Genomic DNA, 19541 nt, shown 5'->3' with positions numbered 1-19541 from the left:
TTAACTGACTTCTTTTATGATAGATTTTAAACTTATAGGGTTTTTTAGCTTATCAATCATTTCTTTTGGGCAAACTTGGATAAAATTAGAAAGTTCTTTATCAAAATTTTCTATTATTTTTTTAGAAAAGTCCGAATTTGTCTCCTCGTAGTGCTCTCGAATTAGATTTTTTAAATAACTTATCCAATAATCTGTTTCTGGTGTTTGCCATACTACGGTCTCTGGGTTTACTTTTTTGTCAAATTTTTTGTTTTTATCATAAATAAATGCCATTCCACCTGTCATTCCAGCTCCAAAATTGTCTCCTACATCACCTAAAACTACAACTATGCCACCAGTCATGTATTCACAAGCATTTGAGTCACAACCTTCAATAACCGAAATTGATCCTGAATTTCTTACGGCATATCTTTCTCCAGCCTGACCTGCTGCAAAAAGTTTTCCAGATGTTGCTCCATATAAAACTGTATTTCCAATTATTGTATTTTCATGTGAAACTAAATTGCTTTCATCTGGTAGCTTAACTACCACTATTGCACCTGACAATCCTTTGCCGACATAATCATTAGCATCACCTTTTAAAATAAGCTTTAACCCTTTTATTCCAAACGCTCCAAAAGACTGTCCAGCTGAACCTTTAAATTTTAAAGATAAAAAATCATCCTCTAGTTTTTCAGATCCATATTTTTCATAAAGATGATTGGAAATCCTTGTACCAACAGTTCTGTGGGTATTTTTAATAATATATTCTTTTTCAATAATTTTTACTTTTCCTATTTGATCTTTAATTTCAGGTAAGATTTCTTGGTCTAATGTATTAGGGACTGAATTTATTTCTGGAACAGTACAATACCTTGTGTTCTCCCCAGAATCTGCCTGAACAAATAAGGGGTTTAAATCTAAATCATCTAAGTTTGATGACGCTTTACTTACCTGTCTTAACAGATCAGTTCTACCAATTATCTCATTGAGAGATTTAAAACCTATCTGTGCTAAAATTTCCCTTACTTCTTCAGCAATAAATTTAAATAAATTAACTACTTTTTCTGGCGTACCAGAAAATTTTTCTCTTAATTTCTCATCTTGAGTACAAACTCCAACTGGACAAGTGTTTGAATGACACTGCCTAACCATTATACATCCCATTGCTACTAATGCGGTAGTCGCTACTCCATATTCCTCGGCACCCATCATGGCTGCAATAACAACGTCTCTTCCTGTTTTAATTCCTCCATCAGTTCTTAGTGTAACTTTATGTCTCAAATTATTTAAAGTTAAAACTTGATTGGCTTCAGTCAATCCCATCTCCCAAGGTATCCCCACATATTTAACACTTGTTTGTGGTGTAGCTCCAGTTCCTCCATTATGCCCAGAAATCAAAATTATATCTGCTTTAGCTTTAGCCACTCCAGCTGCAATTGTTCCTATGCCAGATGATGCTACTAATTTTACGCCAACCCTTGCTTTTGGATTTGCTTGCTTAAGATCGTAAATTAATTGTGCTAAATCCTCGATAGAATAAATATCATGGTGAGGTGGTGGTGATATTAGGGTTACACCCGGAGTTGAATGTCTTAATTTAGCAATTTCTTCTGTAACTTTAAATCCTGGTAGCTGGCCACCTTCACCAGGTTTAGCTCCTTGTGCAATTTTAATCTCTATTTCGTTACAGTTATTGAGATATTTGAGTGTTACTCCAAATCTTGCTGAGGCTATTTGCTTAACTCTAGAATTGGCACTATCCCCATTTTTCATCTTATTAAATCTCTTTTCATCCTCACCACCTTCACCGCTACAAGAGGCTCCTTTAATTCTATTCATCCCTATGGCCAAAGTTTCGTGCGCTTCTTTCGACAGTGCACCGTGAGACATACTTCCACTTCCAAATCTTGTTAAAATATTTTCAACTGGTTCTACTTCTGAAATATCTAAAGACGGGTTTAAATTTCTATCTCTAAATCCAATCAGATCTCTAAGATGTATAGGTGGAAGGTTGTAAATACCTTCTGCATATTTTTTATAAGCCTCAAAAGAATTTGATGAAACTGCACTCTGTAAAAGATGAATGAGCTTACCTTGATATTGATGAACTTCACCATTCTTTCTGTATCTATAAATTCCTCCAATTGGCAAAACTGTGTCTGTATCTTCAAATGCTTCCTTATGAATAGTTCTTAATTTTTTTTCTATTCCGTTTAACCCTATGCCTGAAATTTTTGATAAAATTCCAGGAAAATATTCTGATGCTACAGTTCTACTCAAACCAACAGTTTCAAAATTACAACCACCTCTATAAGAACTTATGACTGAAATTCCCATTTTTGACATTATTTTTAAAAGACCATAATTTACTGACTGTACATATCTCTCTATACATTCGTCGTATCCAAAATTTCCAAATAATTTTTTTTCAAACCTTTGATATAAGCTGTCTAATGCTAAATAAGGATTAACTGTAGTTGCACCAACGCCTATAAGCGTTGCAAACGAATGTGTATCTAGTGCTTCTCCAGTTTGAGCGTTAATTGAAGCAAAGCCTCTTAATTTTTTTTTTATAAGATGAGTGTTTATTGCACCAACACATAATAACATTGGCACTGGCAACCTTTCTTCAGAAAGGTTTTTATCACTTAAAACTAGCTGAGTGAGACCCTGCCTAACTGCGATTTCAGAATCTTTTTTAATTTTCTCAATAGCAGTTTCAAGGTTTTCACCTTTGTCAAAAGTACAGTCAATTGTTATTGATTTTTGACCAAAAAAATTAATAAATTTATCTAACTGAGAGTTAGATAAGATAGGAGTATCTAAAACATATATATTTTCTTCTGTTAAATTACTAAAATCTAGAATATTTCCAAGATTGCCAAAGCGAGTTTTTAAACTCATAACCTTGTTTTCTCTTAAAGAATCAATTGGTGGATTTGTAACCTGACTAAAATTTTGTCTAAAAAAGTGATAAAGTGGCCTATAACGGTCAGATAATACCGCAAGGGGTGTGTCATCACCCATCGAGCCAATGGCTTCTTTTGCGTCTTCTGCCATTGGATGAAGGATAAGCTCTAAATCCTCCAAACTATAACCAAAAGCATGCTGTCTTTTTTTTAATTCTTCACCTGAAAAAGTGAATTTTTCATTTTTTATTGGAAATTTTTTTTCTAAATCTATTATTTGATTATTAAAATGCTTGAACTCTTTTGCTAGATAATCCTTTATCTCAATATTGGAAAAGACCTTACCTTTTGCTATTCTAACACCAAGAATTTCCCCAGGCCCCAATCTTCCTTTTTTAATAATTTGTTTTTCATCAATTTCAACCATTCCTGTCTCAGAACCTGCGCACAATATTTTATCTTTTGAAATGGTATATCTCATTGGACGAAGCCCATTTCGATCAGCTGCTACAATAACCCATTCATTGTCGGTAGCAGCAATAGCAGCTGGTCCATCCCATGGCTCCATTGTACTATTTAAAAAATTAAATAATTGCTGGTGATCTTTTGATAATGTTTGATTTTTTTTAGACCATGCATCTGGAATTAACATTAATTTTGCAAGTGGCGCTGATTGACCAGAAATATTTAAAAGTTCAAAAACACTATCTAATGCAGCGGAGTCCGATGATCCTGATGGTATAACTGGCTTTAAATTTTCCATATCATCAAATAAAGGGCTATCCATTTCTTGTTCATGAACTTTCATCCAGTTTACATTTCCCTTAAATGTATTTATCTCTCCATTATGAGCTAGCGCTCTAAAAGGCTGTGCAAGATCCCAACTTGGTGCTGTGTTTGTTGAAAACCTTTGATGAAATATTGCAAATCGAGATATAAATCTTTCATCTTTTAGATCTAAATAAAAGTCCGCAATAGACTCTGCTAAAAACATTCCTTTATAGATAATTGACTTAGAGCTTAATGAGCAAATATAAAAACTGTCTATAACATCTTTAATGGCTTCTTTTTCAATTTTTCTTCTAGATTCATAAATCTTTCGTTCTAATTCTTTTTCGGTTAAATTTTTATCATTGTGCTTAAATAATACTTGAGTAATTTCTGGTCTTGTAAGGTTTGCTTTTTCACCTAAAACTTTTGGATTCACAGGAACCTGTCTCCATCCATAAATGCTAAAATTACTTTTTGTTAGTTCGCTTTCAACTAAAGTTCTTGCCTTCTCCTGTGCTTCATAATTATTTCTTGGTAAAAAAATCATCCCTACACAAATCTCTGAACCATCATGGTCATGGCCTGTAATTTCTATCTTTTCAGCAAAAAAATCTGAAGGAATCTCTAAATGGATTCCAGCCCCATCGCCTGTTTTTCCATCCGCATCAACTGCTCCTCTATGCCAAACTGCTTTTAAGGCATTAATTCCATATTCAACTACTTTTCTTGATTTTTTGCCCTCTGTAGAAACAATCAGACCCACACCACAAGCATCGTGTTCCATTTCTTTTGAATAAACATGGCCCTCTTGAAGAATTTTAAGATTTTTTTTATAATTTTTCACTAGGCAACCTTTGCTTTCTTGAGTTCTTTACTTTCTAAAAAACTTTTTATTGATATTGCTGCATCTCTTCCATCCTTGATGGCCCAAACAACTAAAGATGCTCCCCTAATAATATCACCTGCTGCAAAGACACCTGGTAAATTTGTTTCCATTGTATCAAAATCTGTTTTTAATGTTCCCCATTTTGTAACTTGTAAATCTTCAGAGCCAAATAGTTTTGGTAAATTTTCTGGGTCAAATCCTAGAGCTTTAATTACTATGTCTGCTCTAATATCAAAGTGAGAATTATTTTGGATTTCTGGTTTTTGTCTACCACTGTCATCTGGCTCACCAAGTTTAATTCTGTCTACTATCAAGCCTTCAACTTTATTTGTTCCAATAAATTCTTTAGGACTGGATAGCCACACAAACTCTACACCTTCTTCTTCTGCATTAGCTACTTCTCTAGCAGATCCAGGCATATTTTCTTTGTCTCTTCTGTACAAGCATTTGACTGATTTTGCTTTTTGTCTAATTGAAGTTCTAACACAGTCCATTGCAGTATCACCTCCTCCAATTACAACGATATCTTTACCTTCGGTATTCAAGGTTCCATTGTCAAATAATTCTACCTTGTCTCCTAATCCTTTTTTATTTGAAGCTGTCAAAAATTCCATTGCTGGGAAAATGTTTCCTAAATCTTTTCCTGGTAGGTCTATTTCTCGAGCTTTATAAACACCTGTTGCAATTAATAAAGCATCATGTTTTTTTCTTAACTGTTCTAAAGTAGCATCTTTTCCTACCTCAAAGTTTTGAACAAATTTTATTCCACCCTCTTCTAATAGTTTAGTTCTTCTTTCTACAACAAATTTTTCTAGCTTAAAATTTGGAATTCCATAAATCATTAAACCACCAGCTCTATCATATCGGTCATATACTATAATTTGATAACCTAACTTTCGGAGTTGTTCTGCAGCAGCTAATCCAGCTGGACCTGCTCCAATAATTCCAATACTTTGATTTTTTTCATTCTTAACTTTTATTGGATTTACCCATCCTTGCTCCCATGCATTGTCAGTAATATATTTTTCAACAGAACCTATGGTAACTGTTCCATGTCCAGACTTTTCAATTACACAATTTCCTTCACACAATCGATCTTGGGGGCATATTCTCCCACATACTTCTGGCATGTTGTTTGTGCTTTGAGATAATTCATATGCTTCTTTCAATCTTCCTTCTGCAGTTAATTTTAACCAATCTGGAATATTATTGCTTAATGGACAGTGTACTTGGCAGAAAGGAACTCCACACTGGGAACATCTACTAGATTGTTCACTAGCTTTATTGTTAATAAATTCCTTATAAATTTCATTAAAATCATCTTTTCTAGTATCAACTTCTCTTTTAGGTGGAGTTTGTTGACCTATGTTAACAAATTTAAGCATTTTATCTGACATAATTATTTATATATAAACAAGAATATATCATCATTTTTTTTAATAAAAGATAAATAAGGTCAATAATTATGACCTTAAATATATAAATATTCGTTTAAATAAGTCTTTTTCAATTTATGCATAGCTAATATGCTAAAATGGAATTGTTTAAATTTAAGGTTATTTAAGTTACGAAGCATTAAATGCTCACAAATGTTATTGAAATTATTATCCTATCAATAGTTCAGGGTATATCAGAATTTTTACCGATCAGCTCATCAGCTCATTTAAACATTGTTGAGATAATTTTTAAGTTTAATTCTAACTCGCTAATGATTGATGTTAGTCTCCATCTTGGCTCTTTACTTGCAATAATCTTTTATTTTAGAAGGGAATTACTAGACCTTAAAAATAATCAAAAATTATTATTTTTATTAATAATTGGCTCTATACCAATTGTAATTGTAGGGTACATAATCAGCTCCACAGGTCTAATCAATCTATTAGAAAATAATTTAAAGATAATTGCTTGGACTACATTAATTTTTGGAATTATTTTATATCTAGCAGATAAAAGTAAATTTGATAAAAAGATATCATCCAACCTAAATTTTAAAACAATATTATATATTGGTTTGTTCCAAATACTTGCTTTAATACCAGGTGTGAGTAGAGCGGGAATTACAATAACAGCTGCAAGGCTTTTTAGATTTAATAGATTTGATGCAAGTAAAATTTCTTTTTTACTAGCTATACCTGCAATAGCTGGTGCAAGTGTACTACAATTAAAAAATGCTATTGGTCAAAGCTTAGAATTTAACTACCTTATACTAATATCAATTGCTCTTTCTTTTTTATTTTCTTATTTTACAGTTAAGTTTTTCTTAGACTATATAAACAAATTTTCTTTAAATATTTTTGTAATTTACAGAATTATTATTTCAATAGTTTTATTTATAATTATATATAATTAATTTTTTTTTAATATTGGTGCTAATTGTGAAAACAAAACACCAAATAAAATAAACAAACATCCAAACAAATTATTTATATCTAAAATTTGATCTAATAAAATCCAGGCAGCAATTGTAGCAAAAACACCTTCTAAAGAAAAAATTATTGCTGATGGAGCAGGGGATATATTTTTTTGCGCATATATTTGCAAAACAAATGCAAGGCCTCCAGATAAAACTCCAGCGTATAAGATTTGAAATTTTTCTTTAAGAATATTAGACCAAATAAAGTCTTCAAAAATTAACCCTATAATTAATGATAAAGAGGCGACAATTAAAGTTTGAATTGCACCAATTGTTAATGGAAGATTGTAGTTTTCTATAATTTTACCAGTAAAGATAATGTGTGTGCTCCAGAAAAATGCACCCATTATTATAAGCGCATCACCAGTTCTAACCGTTGCACTGTAAAAATTAGTTAGCAAATAACCTCCCATCACACAAAGAAGAACAGAAGGCCAAATGCTCCAGTGAATTGGTTTTTTATACATAAAAAAAATTATAAACGGGACCATTGGTACATAAAAAATAGTAAAGAATGCTGCATTGGCAACATCTGTATAGAGTAAAGCCACTTGTTGAAGTGCCGATCCCAAGAATAAAGATAGGCCTATTAAAAGAGCTAAGTTGGTAAATTCTTTTTGATTTCTTTGGACTGATTTTGAGATATTTTTTCTTTCAAAAATAAAAGCTAAAGGTGCTACTACTAAAAAGCCTACAAAAAACCTAACCGCATTAAAAGTGAAAGGACCAATGTCGTCCATTCCAGTATCTTGAGCAATAAAAGTTGTTCCCCATATGAATGTACAAAGTAATGCACAAAATAATGATGAGGTTTTTGACATTAAAATTTATACAGCTAATTTATAAGCAAAATTTTTGCCTAAATTTTCTTTTAGATCATTATTAAATCTAGCTGCTTCAGCTCCATCAATTATTCTATGATCATATGATAATGAAAGCGGTAACATTGTTCTTGTTTCAAATTTTCCATTGATAAAAATTTGTTTTTTTTGTGCTTTACCCACTCCTAGTATAGCGACTTCAGGATAATTTATTATTGGTGTAAAAAATGAACCTCCAATTCCTCCAAGACTTGTAATGGTCATAGATCCTCCAAAGAATTCCTTCTTATCTATTTTTAAATTTCTACATTCGTCGCTTATTGTTTTCAATTCATTGCTAATATATAAAATACTTTTATTGTCAGCATTTCTAATTTTTGGCACCATCAAACCATGTGGTGTGTCGACTGCAATTCCGACATGAAAATAATTTTTCATTGTTATTTTTCCATTTTCAATATCATCTATTGATGAGTTGAAACTAGGAAACTTTTTTAAAGATGCAACTAAAGCTTTAACAATAAAAGCTAAGGGAGTAATTTTTTTTCTTTCACCTGTGTACATATCAGTAAGTGAGGTTCTAAAATCCTCCATTTCAGTTATATCTGCTTCATCATGATTTGTTACATGAGGTATTGTAGTCCAAGAATTAACTAAATACGTAGAGGCTAATTTTTTAACCCTAGGCATATCTTTAACTTCAATTTCTCCAAAATCAGAATGGGAAAATTCACTAACAATTTTTTTAGGTTGAGCTTCAGTCTTATCTGAAGTTTTATTAATTTTAGAGGATACAAAATTTTTTACATCATCTTCTACAATTCTTCCTTGTCTTTCACTGCCAACTATCTCATTAATATTAATCCCAAGCTCTCGGGCAAATTTACGTACTTTTGGGCTTGCAGATGAAGCTTCTGAATTGTCTTTTTTTATTAAATTTTGTGTTTGTATATCTTTTTTAATTTTTTCTTCTTGATTTTGATTTGTAATTGATTCTGCTTCTTTAATAGTTTTTTGCTCTATACTCTTTTCTTCTTCTCTAGATTGCTCTACAGTTAATATTAAATCACCTTCTGAAATCCTATCTCCTACTTTAATTTTAATAGACTTAACCTTTCCGTCAAAAGAAGCTGGTATTTCAACACTAGATTTATCACTCTCAATTGTAATAAGTGGATCATTTTTAGATACTGACTGACCATTTGAAACTAATACTTCGATTACCTCAACGTCTTTAAATTCGCCAATATTTGGTACTTTAATCTCTTTATCTGACATCTTATAGTTTTGTTGGCATTGGTTTGCTGCCATCAATATTATACTTATTTATGGCTTCTTTAGCATATTTTGAGGCTATTAGTTGCTCTTTTGCTAGTACGCTAAGTCCATAAGCAACAATATGTTCTTTATCAACTTCAAAAAAATTTCTAAGATTTTTTCTAGTGTCACTTCTTCCATAACCATCTGTACCTAAAGAATAAAAACTTTTATTAGTATAAGGTCTGATTTGATCAGAATTCATTCTCATATAATCTGAAGCTGCCAAGATTGGGCCTTCGGTTTTTCCTAAACACTGCTCTACAAATGAAACCTTTTGTTCTTTATCAGGATTTAAAAGATTATACCTCTCAACTTCCATACCATCTTTTCTCAACTCGTTAAAACTAGTGACACTCCAGATTTCACTATCTATCTGATATTCATTTTGAAGGATTTCTGCTGCAGCCATCATTTCTCTCAATATTGTGCCTGATCCTAAAAGTTGAATCTTAGTTTTTTTATATTTGTTGAACTCTTTAATTTTATACATTCCTTTAAGAATTCCTTCCTCACAATTCTTATCTTTTGGTATGCTTGGATGTGAATAATTTTCATTCATGGTTGTGATATAATAAAAAACATTCTCATTTTTTTCATGCATTCTTCTCAAACCTTCTCTAAAAATAACAGCTAGCTCATAATGAAAAGTTGGGTCGTATGTCACACAGTTTGGTATTGTTGAGGCTATCAAGTGACTGTGTCCATCCTGGTGTTGTAGTCCTTCACCAGCTAAAGTAGTTCTTCCAGCTGTTGCTCCAATTAAAAATCCTCTAGCCTGACTATCTCCACCTGCCCATGCAAGGTCACCTATTCTTTGAAAACCAAACATAGAATAAAAAATATAAATTGGTATCATTTCAATATCATGATTAGTGTAGGAAGTCGCAGCAGCAATCCATGACGACATTGCTCCAGCTTCATTAATTCCTTCTTCTAGAACCTGTCCAGTTTTCTCTTCTCTGTAAGAAGATAACTGAGCAGAATCTTCTGGTTCATACTTTTGACCTTCGTGTGCATATATTCCTATTTTTTGAAAAAATCCTTCCATACCAAAAGTTCTTGCTTCATCAGGAATAATTGGAACTAATCTGGGTGAAATATTTTTGTCTCTTAATAAATTTGTAAACATTCTGACTAATGCCATGGTTGTAGACATTTCTTTTTCACCCGTTGATACTTTCATAAAATCAAAAATATCTTTTGCTGGTGCTTTAATAGGTTTTGAATATGTTGTTCTTTCAGGTAAGAAACCACCAAGTCTCATTCTCTTTTCTTTAATATACTTAATCTCTAATGATTTTTCATCAGGCTTGAAATACTCAACATTTTTTACTTGTTCATCTGTTAATGGGACATCAAAACGATCTCTATAATATAGCAAATCATCTACATCTAATTTTTTAGTTTGATGAGTAGTGTTAACACTTTCACCTGTTTTTCCCATACCATAACCCTTAATGGTTTTAGCGATTATAACCGTTGGGCTACCTTGGTTTTTTGATGCCTGGTCGTATGCTGCATAAACTTTATGAGGATCATGACCACCTCTATTTAATCTCCAAATATCTTTATCTGATAAACTAGAAACTAGCTCTTGAGTCTCTGGGTACCTCCCAAAAAATTTTTCTCTAACATAAGCTCCATTTCTAGCTTTCATTGCTTGGTATTCACCATCAACAGTTTCATTCATAGTTTTAACCAAGTGACCTGTTTTATCATTAGCAATCAATGAGTCCCAGTAAGAACCCCAAATTACTTTAATTACATTCCAACCAGCTCCTCTAAAACTTCCTTCTAGCTCTTGAATAATTTTTCCATTACCTCTGACAGGTCCATCTAATCTTTGAAGATTGCAGTTTACAACAAATATTAAGTTATCCAGTTTTTCCCTAGCTGCTAATCCTATTGCACCTAAAGATTCGGGTTCATCCATTTCTCCATCACCAAGAAATGCCCAAACTTTTCTACCTTCATCTTTAATTAATCCTCTGTTAATTAAATATTTCATATATCTCGCCTGATAAATTGCAAGCATAGGCCCTAGTCCCATTGATACAGTTGGAAACTGCCAAAACTTTGGCATCAACCAAGGATGTGGATATGAAGAAAGTCCACCTGGTTTTACCTCTTGTCTAAAACTATCTAGTTGTTTTTCATTTAATCTACCTTCTAAAAATGCTCTAGCATAGACGCCTGGTGCACTATGACCTTGAAAATAAACTAAATCACCACCAAATTTATTATTCTTAGCTCTCCAAAAATGATTCATTCCTACATCATAAAGTGTTGCTGCTGATGCAAAAGTACCTATATGGCCACCTAATTCAGGAAATTTTTTATTTGCTCTAACAACCATGGCTGCTGCATTCCATCTAATTAAAGATCTAATTCTTCTTTCAATATTCTGATCACCATTAGACTTAACTTCTGCCTCTGGTGGGATTGTATTTATGTAAGGAGTGTGTTGCGTATAAGGAATATTTGCACCCTCTCGATATGCTTTGTTAATTAATTCTTTTATCAAAAAATGAGCTCTTTGATTTCCATCTTTTTCAATAACTGCAGATAAAGACTCTAACCAATCTTGAGTTTCTAATGGATCAATATCATTGTCATTTGTAACCTGAATTGTTGTTTGCTTTTTTTCTATGTCTGGACTTTGTTGAATAGTTTCTTCTTTTTTTTCATTTTTTAAAACTGATTCTGCTTGTTTAATAATACTTTCTGTATCTTTAGGAATTGGCTTCTCTGAAGGGCTTTCTTTTGAAGACTCAATACTTAACAATAAATCCCCTTTAGAAACTTTATCACCCACTTTAATATTTACAGATTCTACCTTACCAGTGACTGTTGATGGAATTTCAACACTAGATTTATCACTTTCAATAGTAACAATAGGATCATTTAAGTTTATTTTATCTCCAACTTTTACTAAAAGTTCAATAACCTCAACTTTTTCAAATTCACCAATGTCTGGGACAAGTAATTTTTCACTCATTGTTTTAAATCGCTTTATACACCTAAAAAAAACTATATATCATGTTATTTTAACATATTAATTAGTATTTTGATGCAGGCATGTATTTTTATTGAACAAAAAACTTTGATATGTTGGATAAATTATTTAATTAAGGACCGCTGGCCAAATTGGATAAGGCGCTCGGCTACGAACCGGGAGATTCCAGATTCGAGTTCTGGGCGGTCCACCAAAAAGGATAAATAAAAATGTTAGATTGGCTACTAAAATCATCACTACAAAAATCAGTTATATATTTTTTTATAATTGTTTTTATAATTTTATTAATTTTAACTTTCGTACTATAAAGAGCTATGAGCAATGAATTTGAGCAAATAAGTATTAAACCTGGTTTTATGAAACACAATGGTGGAGTTTTATTTAAAATTGTATCTGAAACAGAATATGAATTCAAAACTACGATTAATGAAAATCATTTAAATGCTGCCGGGATAACTCACGGTGGTTATTTATCAGCCTTAATTGATGCAGGAGCGGGGACTGCTGCACATAGAGCATCTGGAAATGCACCTTGTGTAACTATTTCATTGGATTTAAAATTTATTGGTGCCTCTAAAGTAGGTGATATAGTTACTGGCTTTACAAGAATTCTTAAAAAGACCAATACACTAGTATTTTTATTTTGTGAGCTCAAATGTAATGATAAAATTATAACTTCAGCATCGGGGATATGGAAAATCTTAAAAATTAAACCATCTGATCTTGGTCCTGGTGGCTAATTTTAATTGAATTTAATTCTTAATTTTTTTATTCCTTATTTGTAAAATAAATATAGGGCTAATAACAATAAATCCAAAGATCATAGTTTTAATTCCTGGTGCAACAAAAAATAACGAAACAATTCCAATGATCCATCTTTCTAGGACAGAAAGTGATTTAAACCAGTAACCTGAAAATGCTATACCAATAAGAGCAATCCCTATCATTGCACCTAATAAAGTTATTAATAGAGTTATTAAATTAAAATCATCAGTTATCAAAAGTAAAGAAGGAGAAAAAACAAATACAAATGGCACTAATGCTTTCGCTATACCCAACCTAAATGCTGTATTACCTGTTTGGAATGGATTAGATTTTGCTATTCCTGACGCAGCATAGGCTGCTAATGCTACGGGTGGAGTAATATCAGCTAAGACTCCATAATAGAATACAAAAAAATGTGCCACTAATGGTTCAATATTTAATTGAGCTAGAGCAGGAGCTGCAACAGCCACAAGTATTATATAGGTTGCCGTAGTTGGAATTCCTGCTCCCATTATGATGCATGAAATTGCAATTAATATTAACGAAAAAAATAAAGTAAGTTCTTCCAATGAAAAATAAGAGATAGGCCAAATATTTCCAAAAAAACTTCCTATATCTCCTGCTGTTTGCAAAACAACAAATCCTAATCTAAAACCCACACCTGTTAAGGTAACCACACCTACAATTATACCAACACAGATAGCAGCCGCACCAACAGCAAGAGTATTTTTTGCTCCTGAGGCAAAACAATTAAACAAATCTTTTAAAGTAAGTTTATTTTTAGGTTTTAATATACCCACTACTACACACGATATAATTGCATATATTGCTGCAAAGTCTGGTGTCTTTCCAGATAAAATAAAATATACCAAAATAAAAAGAGGTATTAACGAAAGCCAATTTTCTTTTAATACATAAAAAAATTTAGGCATCTCTTTATCTTCTAATCCTCTTAGCCCTAATTTTTTTGCCTCAAGATGAACCATGATAAAAATTCCAAAATAATGAAGAAGTGCAGGAATTAATGCTGCCGCCAAAATATCTTTAAGGGGTATCTCTAGATACTCAACCATAATGAAAGCTGCAGCACCCAATATTGGAGGAGTAATTTGACCACCTGTTGAGGAGGCTGCCTCTACCGCTCCTGCAAAATGCGCAGGATAACCAATTTTTTTCATAGCAGGAATTGTCAATGATCCCGTTGTAACTGTGTTTGCTATAGATGAGCCTGAAATAGTTCCCATAAAAGCTGAAGAAAATATTGCAACTTTTGCTGGCCCACCTGAAAACCTTCCCGCTACAACCATTGCTAAATCAATAAACAATTTTCCAAGACCCACTCTTGTTGCCAAAACACCAAATAAAATGAATAGAAAAACATATTGAGCCATAACACCAACGGCAATGCCATAAACACCCTGATTTGTTATATAAATATGATTAACAAAACCCAACCAACTTGTTCCTCCGTGCTTCAAAGCACCAGGAGCTAAAGGCCCAAAAAGAGCAAATAGAGTAAAAATTATTGCAATAATTGGGAGTGTCGGACCAACAGAACGTCTTGCAGCTTCTAGAGTTAAAATTATTAATACTGAACCAATAAAAACATCTAGCAACCCTGGGTTGCCCACTATACTTGCGAGTTCTTTAGATGGAAGAAATGGTAAGTATAAAGCCGAACCGACTGCTAAAAATGCAAATATATAATCTAAAATAGAAATATTTTGAAAATAAAAATATCCTTTATTAGTTTTGTTTAAATCTTCTTTTTTATTCCAGCCAAATAATAAAAAAACTAAAGCTAACACAAATGAAATATGAATTCCTCTATGCAGAACTTCTCTTACCAGACCGAAACCAGAGGCCCAAAAATGATAGACCGACATTAAGACTAATAGTAATGAAACTAATACTTCGAGTTTTACACCTAATTTTCTAAACGAAAGTTGAGGATCATAATTTTTTTCGATTTCTTCTAATTCTTTTTCTGTCGGGATTTGATTGTTCATAAAAAAACCCTGGGTTTTAGGCCCAGGGTTTAATGTGTTATTTATTTAATTAAACCTGCTTCTTTATAGAAACGTTCTGCTCCAGGATGCAATGGTACACCAACACCTGCCAAGGCAGTATCTGGTGTAATTGTTTTTCCTTTTGAATGTCCAACATCCATCAACTTACGAGACTCGGCGTTCCACAAAGCTTTAGTAATATTGTAGATTAAGTCATCGTTTTCTTTTGCAGATGTAAACCATTGTGCACCTACAGCTACAGTGCTAGTTGATTTAACACCTTCATAAGTGCCTTCTGGTATTGAGCTTTGAGAAAAGAAACCATGCTTATCAGTTAATTTTTTTGCTCCAGCACCATCAATTGGAATCAACTTTATTGAAACAGAAGATGCTAGCTCTACTAATGCACCAGTAGGATATCCAGCAACTACAAAAATTGCATCAACTTTTCCGTTTCTTAAAGCGTCCGTTGCAGCATTACCTTTTAATGCTTCAGCTTGTACATCTTTTTCACTAAGACCATTTGCTTCTAATATTAAAAGTGCATCCACATATGTTCCTGAACCTGGCTCATCTAATGATACCTTTTTTCCTTTTAAATCTTTTACAGATTTAATTTTGCTTTTCTTTAAAGTAACTAAATGAATGTGCTCTTCAAATAAAGCAGCTATTGTTCTTAAATCTTTGGCAGGCTCTTTACCTTCCATAGTTCCAGTTCCAGTATAAGCCCAATAAGCAACATCAGATTGTGCAAATCCTGAATTTCTTAAACCAGATATAATTGCATTTACGTTATCCACTGATCCTCTTGAAGAAACAGCTGATGCAATTAAACCATCAACACCACAACTTCCGCCTTTGCCACATTCTCTTGATCCTGGAGGTTTAGAAATTGCATTAGCAATCATTCCTCCAACTGGATAATAAGTATATGCCGTTCCACCAGTGCCTATTGTAAAGAAAGAAAGATCAGCAGAATAAGTTTTTCCTGCAAAGCTAACCATCACAAATAATATTATGGAAAATTTTTTAAGTAAGTTTTTAAACATTTTTTCTCCTAGTTATTTTTATATTTAAAATACAATACAATAAACTTAGCTAAACTAAAATACTAATAGCCAAGTTCTTTTAGATTCTTGTATTTTGTGAGCTTAAATGTAATGATAAAATTATAACCTCGGCATCATTTATATGGAAAATCTTAAAAATAAAACCATCTGATCTTGGTCCTGGCAGTAATTATTCTTTTCTTCTATAATTCAAATAACCAAATATAATTAACAATAAAATCGCTATTGGGTAAATAATTCCTTTATTTGGTCTATCTGCATTTTCTATTTTAAATTCGCTTATATAATCACCAGTTTCAAAACCATCTTTTTTAGCTTTCCCATTCCACTGTAATGTATCAACAATAACTCTATTTTTGTCTCTAATTAAACTAATTCCATATTGCTCTAAACTATAATCTGTTTCAAAAGTATTCTTTTTGATTACAAATAATTTGTATCTTTCACCATAATTGCTTGGACGTGTTACTTTAAATCTAGCTTCCTTATTAGAATCTAACTTCATTAAATGAATTTTGTTAATATCCCTATAATTATATTTAGGATAAAATTTATTTAAAATAAATTCTGGGGCTAAGAGTGAAATAGAGATTAATAAAAAAATTATTATCTCGTACCATCTTAATCTATTAATAAACCAAGCTTGAGTTGCAGAAGTAAAAACTAATATTCCTATCAAAGAAGTGATGATTACCAGTAGTCCATGCCACACATTTTCAATGCCTATCAATAACAATTCGTGATTAAATAAAAATACGATAGGTAAAATACCTGTTCTTAAACTGTACCAAAAAGCTTGCAGACCAGTTTTAAGTGGATCACCTCCTGAAATAGCAGCTGCCGCATATGATGCGAGACCAACTGGAGGAGTGACATCAGCCATCAAGCCAAAATAAAAAACAAACAAGTGAACCGCTATAAGTGGAAATACAAATCCCGATGCGTTTCCAACGTCAACCAATACTGTTGCCATTAATGAAGCCACTACAACATAATTTGCAGTGGTTGGAAGACCCATACCAAGTATCAGACATAAAATTATTGTTAAAAATAGTAAAATAACAACATTATCTTTTGCAATAAACTCTATAACTATAATTAAATTTGTACTTAACCCTGTTGAGCCAACAGCTCCAACTATTATGCCAGCTGTTGCTATTGCTATTCCAACACCAACCATATTTAAAGCACCTTTTTCAAAACCAACTATTGTCTGATTAAACCAAGTTTTTATTGCTAATTTAAAATTAGGATTTTTAAACAATATATAACCAAGGTTTACAATTATTAATGCAACCGTTGCAAAAAATATTGAGTATGAAGCGGTAAACCTTAAATAAACGAGCATGTACACTAAAACAAAAATAGGTATTAAAAAATGTAATCCTGATAAAAACGTTTTCTTTAAATTTGGAATATCAACATCATCCATTCCTTTTAAATTTAATTTTAAAGCTTCAAGATGGGAAATATAAAACAATGCCACATAAGAAATAATTGCTGGCAAAAATGCATGCTTAACGACCTCAAAATAAGTCACTCCTAAAAAACTTGCCATCACAAATGCTGCAGCTCCCATTACAGGCGGCATTAATTGTCCATTAACTGATGATGATACCTCTATAGCACCAGCTTTTTCTTTAGAAAAACCAGTTTTTTTCATAATTGGAATTGTAAAAGTTCCAGTTGTAACTGTGTTTGCAATTGAAGATCCTGAGATTAGACCAGTCATTCCAGATCCTAAAATTGCTGCTTTTGCAGGTCCTCCTCTCATTTTGCCAACCATGGCAAAAGCTAGGTCTAAAAAATATTTACCTCCACCTGCTGTTTCTAGAAGCGCTCCAAATAAAACAAATAAAAAAATGAAATCTACAGAAACACCTATAGGAATTCCAAATATAGCTTCTTGATCAAGCCACTGAAATCCAACTAATCTATTTAGTGAAAGCCCACCATGAGAAATTATTTCTGGTGCATATCTACCAAAATATGAAAAGAGTAAAAAACAAACTGCAATAATAACTAGAGGTAATCCAAATACTCTCCTGGTTGCTTCAATTAATATTAAAATTCCACAACTTCCAATAATCAACTCAACTGGTAAATTAAATTTTTCCCAAATTGTAACTGTTAAAAGAATCCCCCCCCTATCAACTAATTGGTCATAAAAAAAATAAATATATAAACAACAAAATGCAGCAATAAAACTAATTAGAATATCAAATATAGAAATTTTTTTTCTTTTAGAAATTGGATAAATTAAAAAAGCTAAAGTTAAAGCAAAACCTAAGTGAATAGCCCTAGCTGGAAGTCCTTTAAACATTCCAATATCAAACATAAAAGGAAATGGAGATGCATACCAAAGTTGAAATAATGACCAAATAATTGCAATACTTCCAACAATTTTTAAATGTAGTCCAGCAAGATTTCTAGTGGGAGATAAATCCTCACTAATCTTACTTTCTACTTTACTCTTAATGCTTTGATTCATTTTTAAAATGATACTCTATAACAAAAAAAAGGCCCGATAAATATATCAGGCCTTTTAATTTAATTAAGGAGTTGGATTACATTAATCCAGCTTCTTTATAATATTTAATTGCACCTGGGTGTAATGGAGCTGACAAACCATCAGCAACCATATCTTCTTTTTTTAAAGAAGAAAAAGCAGGATGTTGTTTTTTGAAATCATCAAAGTTTTCAAAAACTGCTTTTACTACTAAATAAACAAGATCTGCTTCAACAGCATTACTAGTTACAACAGTAGCCTTAACACCAAAAGTAGTTACATCTTTTTTCTGTCCTGTGTAAGTTCCTTTAGGGATTACAGCTTTAGCATAATAAGCAGCACCATCAATTAGTCCTTGAACTTCAGGACCTGTTAAGTTGATAGGCAAAGCTTTTGCTCCACAAGAAGCTGCATTTTCCATTGCTCCATTTGGAAATCCTACTGAATAACCAAAAGCATCAATCTTACCATCACATAAAGCTTTTACTTGCTCAGATGAAGTCAGCTCTGTAGTAGATTTAAAGAAGCTATTATTAACTCCCTTTGCATCCATTAGCACTTCCATAGTTCCTCTTTGACCTGAACCAGCGTTACCAATGTTTACAACTTTTCCTTTAAGGCCAGCAAAATCTTTAACTTTTGCTTTTTTTCTTGCCCAAATTTGAAAAGGTTCGTTGTGTACTGAAAAAACAGCTCTTAAACCGTCAAACTTTTTTCCTTCCCACTTGCTTGATCCATTTACAGCATGATATTGCCAGTCAGACTGAGCTACACCAAATTGAAATTCACCAGCTGCGATTTGACCAATATTATAATTCGATCCACCAGTTGAAGGCGCAGTACATCTGTAAGCTTTATCTATACCTTTTTTTCTTCCGTGTTCTTTAGCAATTGCTGATTTGTGCAACATTTTGCAAATTGCGTTACCAGTTTGGAAATATACTCCAGTTGGTCCGCCCGTTCCTATCGTGAAGAACTCTGCAGATTTTGCAACACCAGTAAAAGATAAAGATGCAACAAAAATTAGTAGAGCACTTGATAGAGATGTTATTATTTTTTTCATATTCTCT

At 32.4% G+C, this 19541-nt stretch carries 11 protein-coding genes and 1 tRNA gene; 3 read left to right on the top strand and 9 right to left on the bottom strand.

Annotated elements, in window-relative coordinates; translation table 11 throughout:
- Both gltB and ABXT58_RS00155 read right to left on the bottom strand, forming a co-directional pair.
- Positions 1-4506 carry a glutamate synthase large subunit gene (gene gltB, locus ABXT58_RS00160; protein WP_415304067.1) on the bottom strand — a complete coding sequence of 1502 codons (4506 nt, stop codon included), beginning with the start codon at positions 4504-4506 and terminating at the stop codon, positions 1-3.
- Entirely contained in the window at positions 4506-5945 is a 1440-nt protein-coding gene (locus ABXT58_RS00155; protein WP_415304066.1) for an NAD(P)-dependent oxidoreductase, read from the bottom strand. The genes gltB and ABXT58_RS00155 overlap by 1 nt, the downstream gene beginning before the upstream one ends.
- Before the next feature lie 182 nt (positions 5946-6127).
- On the opposite strand from ABXT58_RS00155, the gene ABXT58_RS00150 reads away from it, so the two are divergent.
- The gene (locus ABXT58_RS00150; protein ID WP_415304065.1) at positions 6128-6898 is read left to right on the top strand and encodes an undecaprenyl-diphosphate phosphatase; all 771 of its coding nucleotides are present in this window, start codon (positions 6128-6130) and stop codon (positions 6896-6898) included.
- On the opposite strand, the gene ABXT58_RS00145 is transcribed toward ABXT58_RS00150, so the two are convergent.
- The 3 genes from ABXT58_RS00145 to aceE are packed head-to-tail and all read right to left on the bottom strand — an operon-like array spanning position 6895 to position 12100.
- Positions 6895-7782 carry a DMT family transporter gene (locus tag ABXT58_RS00145; RefSeq protein WP_415286495.1) on the bottom strand — a complete coding sequence of 296 codons (888 nt, stop codon included), beginning with the start codon at positions 7780-7782 and terminating at the stop codon, positions 6895-6897. The genes ABXT58_RS00150 and ABXT58_RS00145 overlap by 4 nt on opposite strands.
- A 6-nt stretch (positions 7783-7788) precedes the next feature.
- Positions 7789-9060 (bottom strand): 2-oxo acid dehydrogenase subunit E2, encoded by a 1272-nt coding sequence (locus tag ABXT58_RS00140; RefSeq protein WP_415304938.1) that lies wholly within the window; start codon positions 9058-9060, stop codon positions 7789-7791.
- 1 nt (position 9061) lies between these two features.
- The gene (aceE, locus tag ABXT58_RS00135) at positions 9062-12100 is read right to left on the bottom strand and encodes a pyruvate dehydrogenase (acetyl-transferring), homodimeric type (RefSeq protein ID WP_415304064.1); all 3039 of its coding nucleotides are present in this window, start codon (positions 12098-12100) and stop codon (positions 9062-9064) included.
- Positions 12101-12234: 134 nt separating this feature from the next.
- Here aceE and ABXT58_RS00130 point away from each other — a divergent pair.
- Both ABXT58_RS00130 and ABXT58_RS00125 read left to right on the top strand, forming a co-directional pair.
- Positions 12235-12311 (top strand) — tRNA-Arg (locus tag ABXT58_RS00130).
- A gap of 121 nt (positions 12312-12432) precedes the next feature.
- A complete protein-coding gene (locus tag ABXT58_RS00125) occupies positions 12433-12858 on the top strand; it encodes a PaaI family thioesterase (RefSeq protein WP_415304063.1) in 426 nt (141 codons plus the stop codon).
- A gap of 12 nt (positions 12859-12870) precedes the next feature.
- Here the strand turns inward: ABXT58_RS00125 and ABXT58_RS00120 are convergent, their stop codons facing one another.
- The 4 genes from ABXT58_RS00120 to ABXT58_RS00105 form a co-directional block, all read right to left on the bottom strand.
- Positions 12871-14892, bottom strand: coding sequence for a TRAP transporter permease (locus tag ABXT58_RS00120; RefSeq protein ID WP_415304062.1), 2022 nt, complete (start codon positions 14890-14892; stop codon positions 12871-12873).
- Positions 14893-14933: 41 nt separating this feature from the next.
- The gene (locus ABXT58_RS00115; RefSeq protein WP_415304061.1) at positions 14934-15941 is read right to left on the bottom strand and encodes a TAXI family TRAP transporter solute-binding subunit; all 1008 of its coding nucleotides are present in this window, start codon (positions 15939-15941) and stop codon (positions 14934-14936) included.
- A 190-nt stretch (positions 15942-16131) separates the two neighbouring features.
- Positions 16132-18453 carry a TRAP transporter permease gene (locus ABXT58_RS00110; protein ID WP_415304060.1) on the bottom strand — a complete coding sequence of 774 codons (2322 nt, stop codon included), beginning with the start codon at positions 18451-18453 and terminating at the stop codon, positions 16132-16134.
- A 76-nt stretch (positions 18454-18529) separates the two neighbouring features.
- Positions 18530-19534, bottom strand: coding sequence for a TAXI family TRAP transporter solute-binding subunit (locus tag ABXT58_RS00105; RefSeq protein WP_271492790.1), 1005 nt, complete (start codon positions 19532-19534; stop codon positions 18530-18532).
- Positions 19535-19541: the final 7 nt, after the last annotated feature.

The organism is Candidatus Pelagibacter sp. Uisw_090 (genome assembly GCF_047717845.1).
In the GTDB taxonomy this organism is placed as follows: domain Bacteria; phylum Pseudomonadota; class Alphaproteobacteria; order Pelagibacterales; family Pelagibacteraceae; genus Pelagibacter.
This window is presented reverse-complemented; position numbering and strand designations above follow the sequence as displayed.

What these genes read in the sequence shown, in the direction of transcription:
- ABXT58_RS00115 (WP_415304061.1), bottom strand. Translation starts at nt 15,941, where the DNA reads ATGTTTAAAAACTTACTTAAAAAATTTTCCATAATATTATTTGTGATG.
- ABXT58_RS00105 (WP_271492790.1), bottom strand. Translation starts at nt 19,534, where the DNA reads ATGAAAAAAATAATAACATCTCTATCAAGTGCTCTACTAATTTTTGTT.
- ABXT58_RS00155 (WP_415304066.1), bottom strand. Translation starts at nt 5,945, where the DNA reads ATGTCAGATAAAATGCTTAAATTTGTTAACATAGGTCAACAAACTCCA.
- ABXT58_RS00125 (WP_415304063.1), top strand. Translation starts at nt 12,433, where the DNA reads ATGAGCAATGAATTTGAGCAAATAAGTATTAAACCTGGTTTTATGAAA.
- ABXT58_RS00140 (WP_415304938.1), bottom strand. Translation starts at nt 9,060, where the DNA reads ATGTCAGATAAAGAGATTAAAGTACCAAATATTGGCGAATTTAAAGAC.
- aceE (WP_415304064.1), bottom strand. Translation starts at nt 12,100, where the DNA reads ATGAGTGAAAAATTACTTGTCCCAGACATTGGTGAATTTGAAAAAGTT.
- ABXT58_RS00150 (WP_415304065.1), top strand. Translation starts at nt 6,128, where the DNA reads ATGCTCACAAATGTTATTGAAATTATTATCCTATCAATAGTTCAGGGT.
- ABXT58_RS00120 (WP_415304062.1), bottom strand. Translation starts at nt 14,892, where the DNA reads ATGAACAATCAAATCCCGACAGAAAAAGAATTAGAAGAAATCGAAAAA.
- ABXT58_RS00145 (WP_415286495.1), bottom strand. Translation starts at nt 7,782, where the DNA reads ATGTCAAAAACCTCATCATTATTTTGTGCATTACTTTGTACATTCATA.
- ABXT58_RS00110 (WP_415304060.1), bottom strand. Translation starts at nt 18,453, where the DNA reads ATGAATCAAAGCATTAAGAGTAAAGTAGAAAGTAAGATTAGTGAGGAT.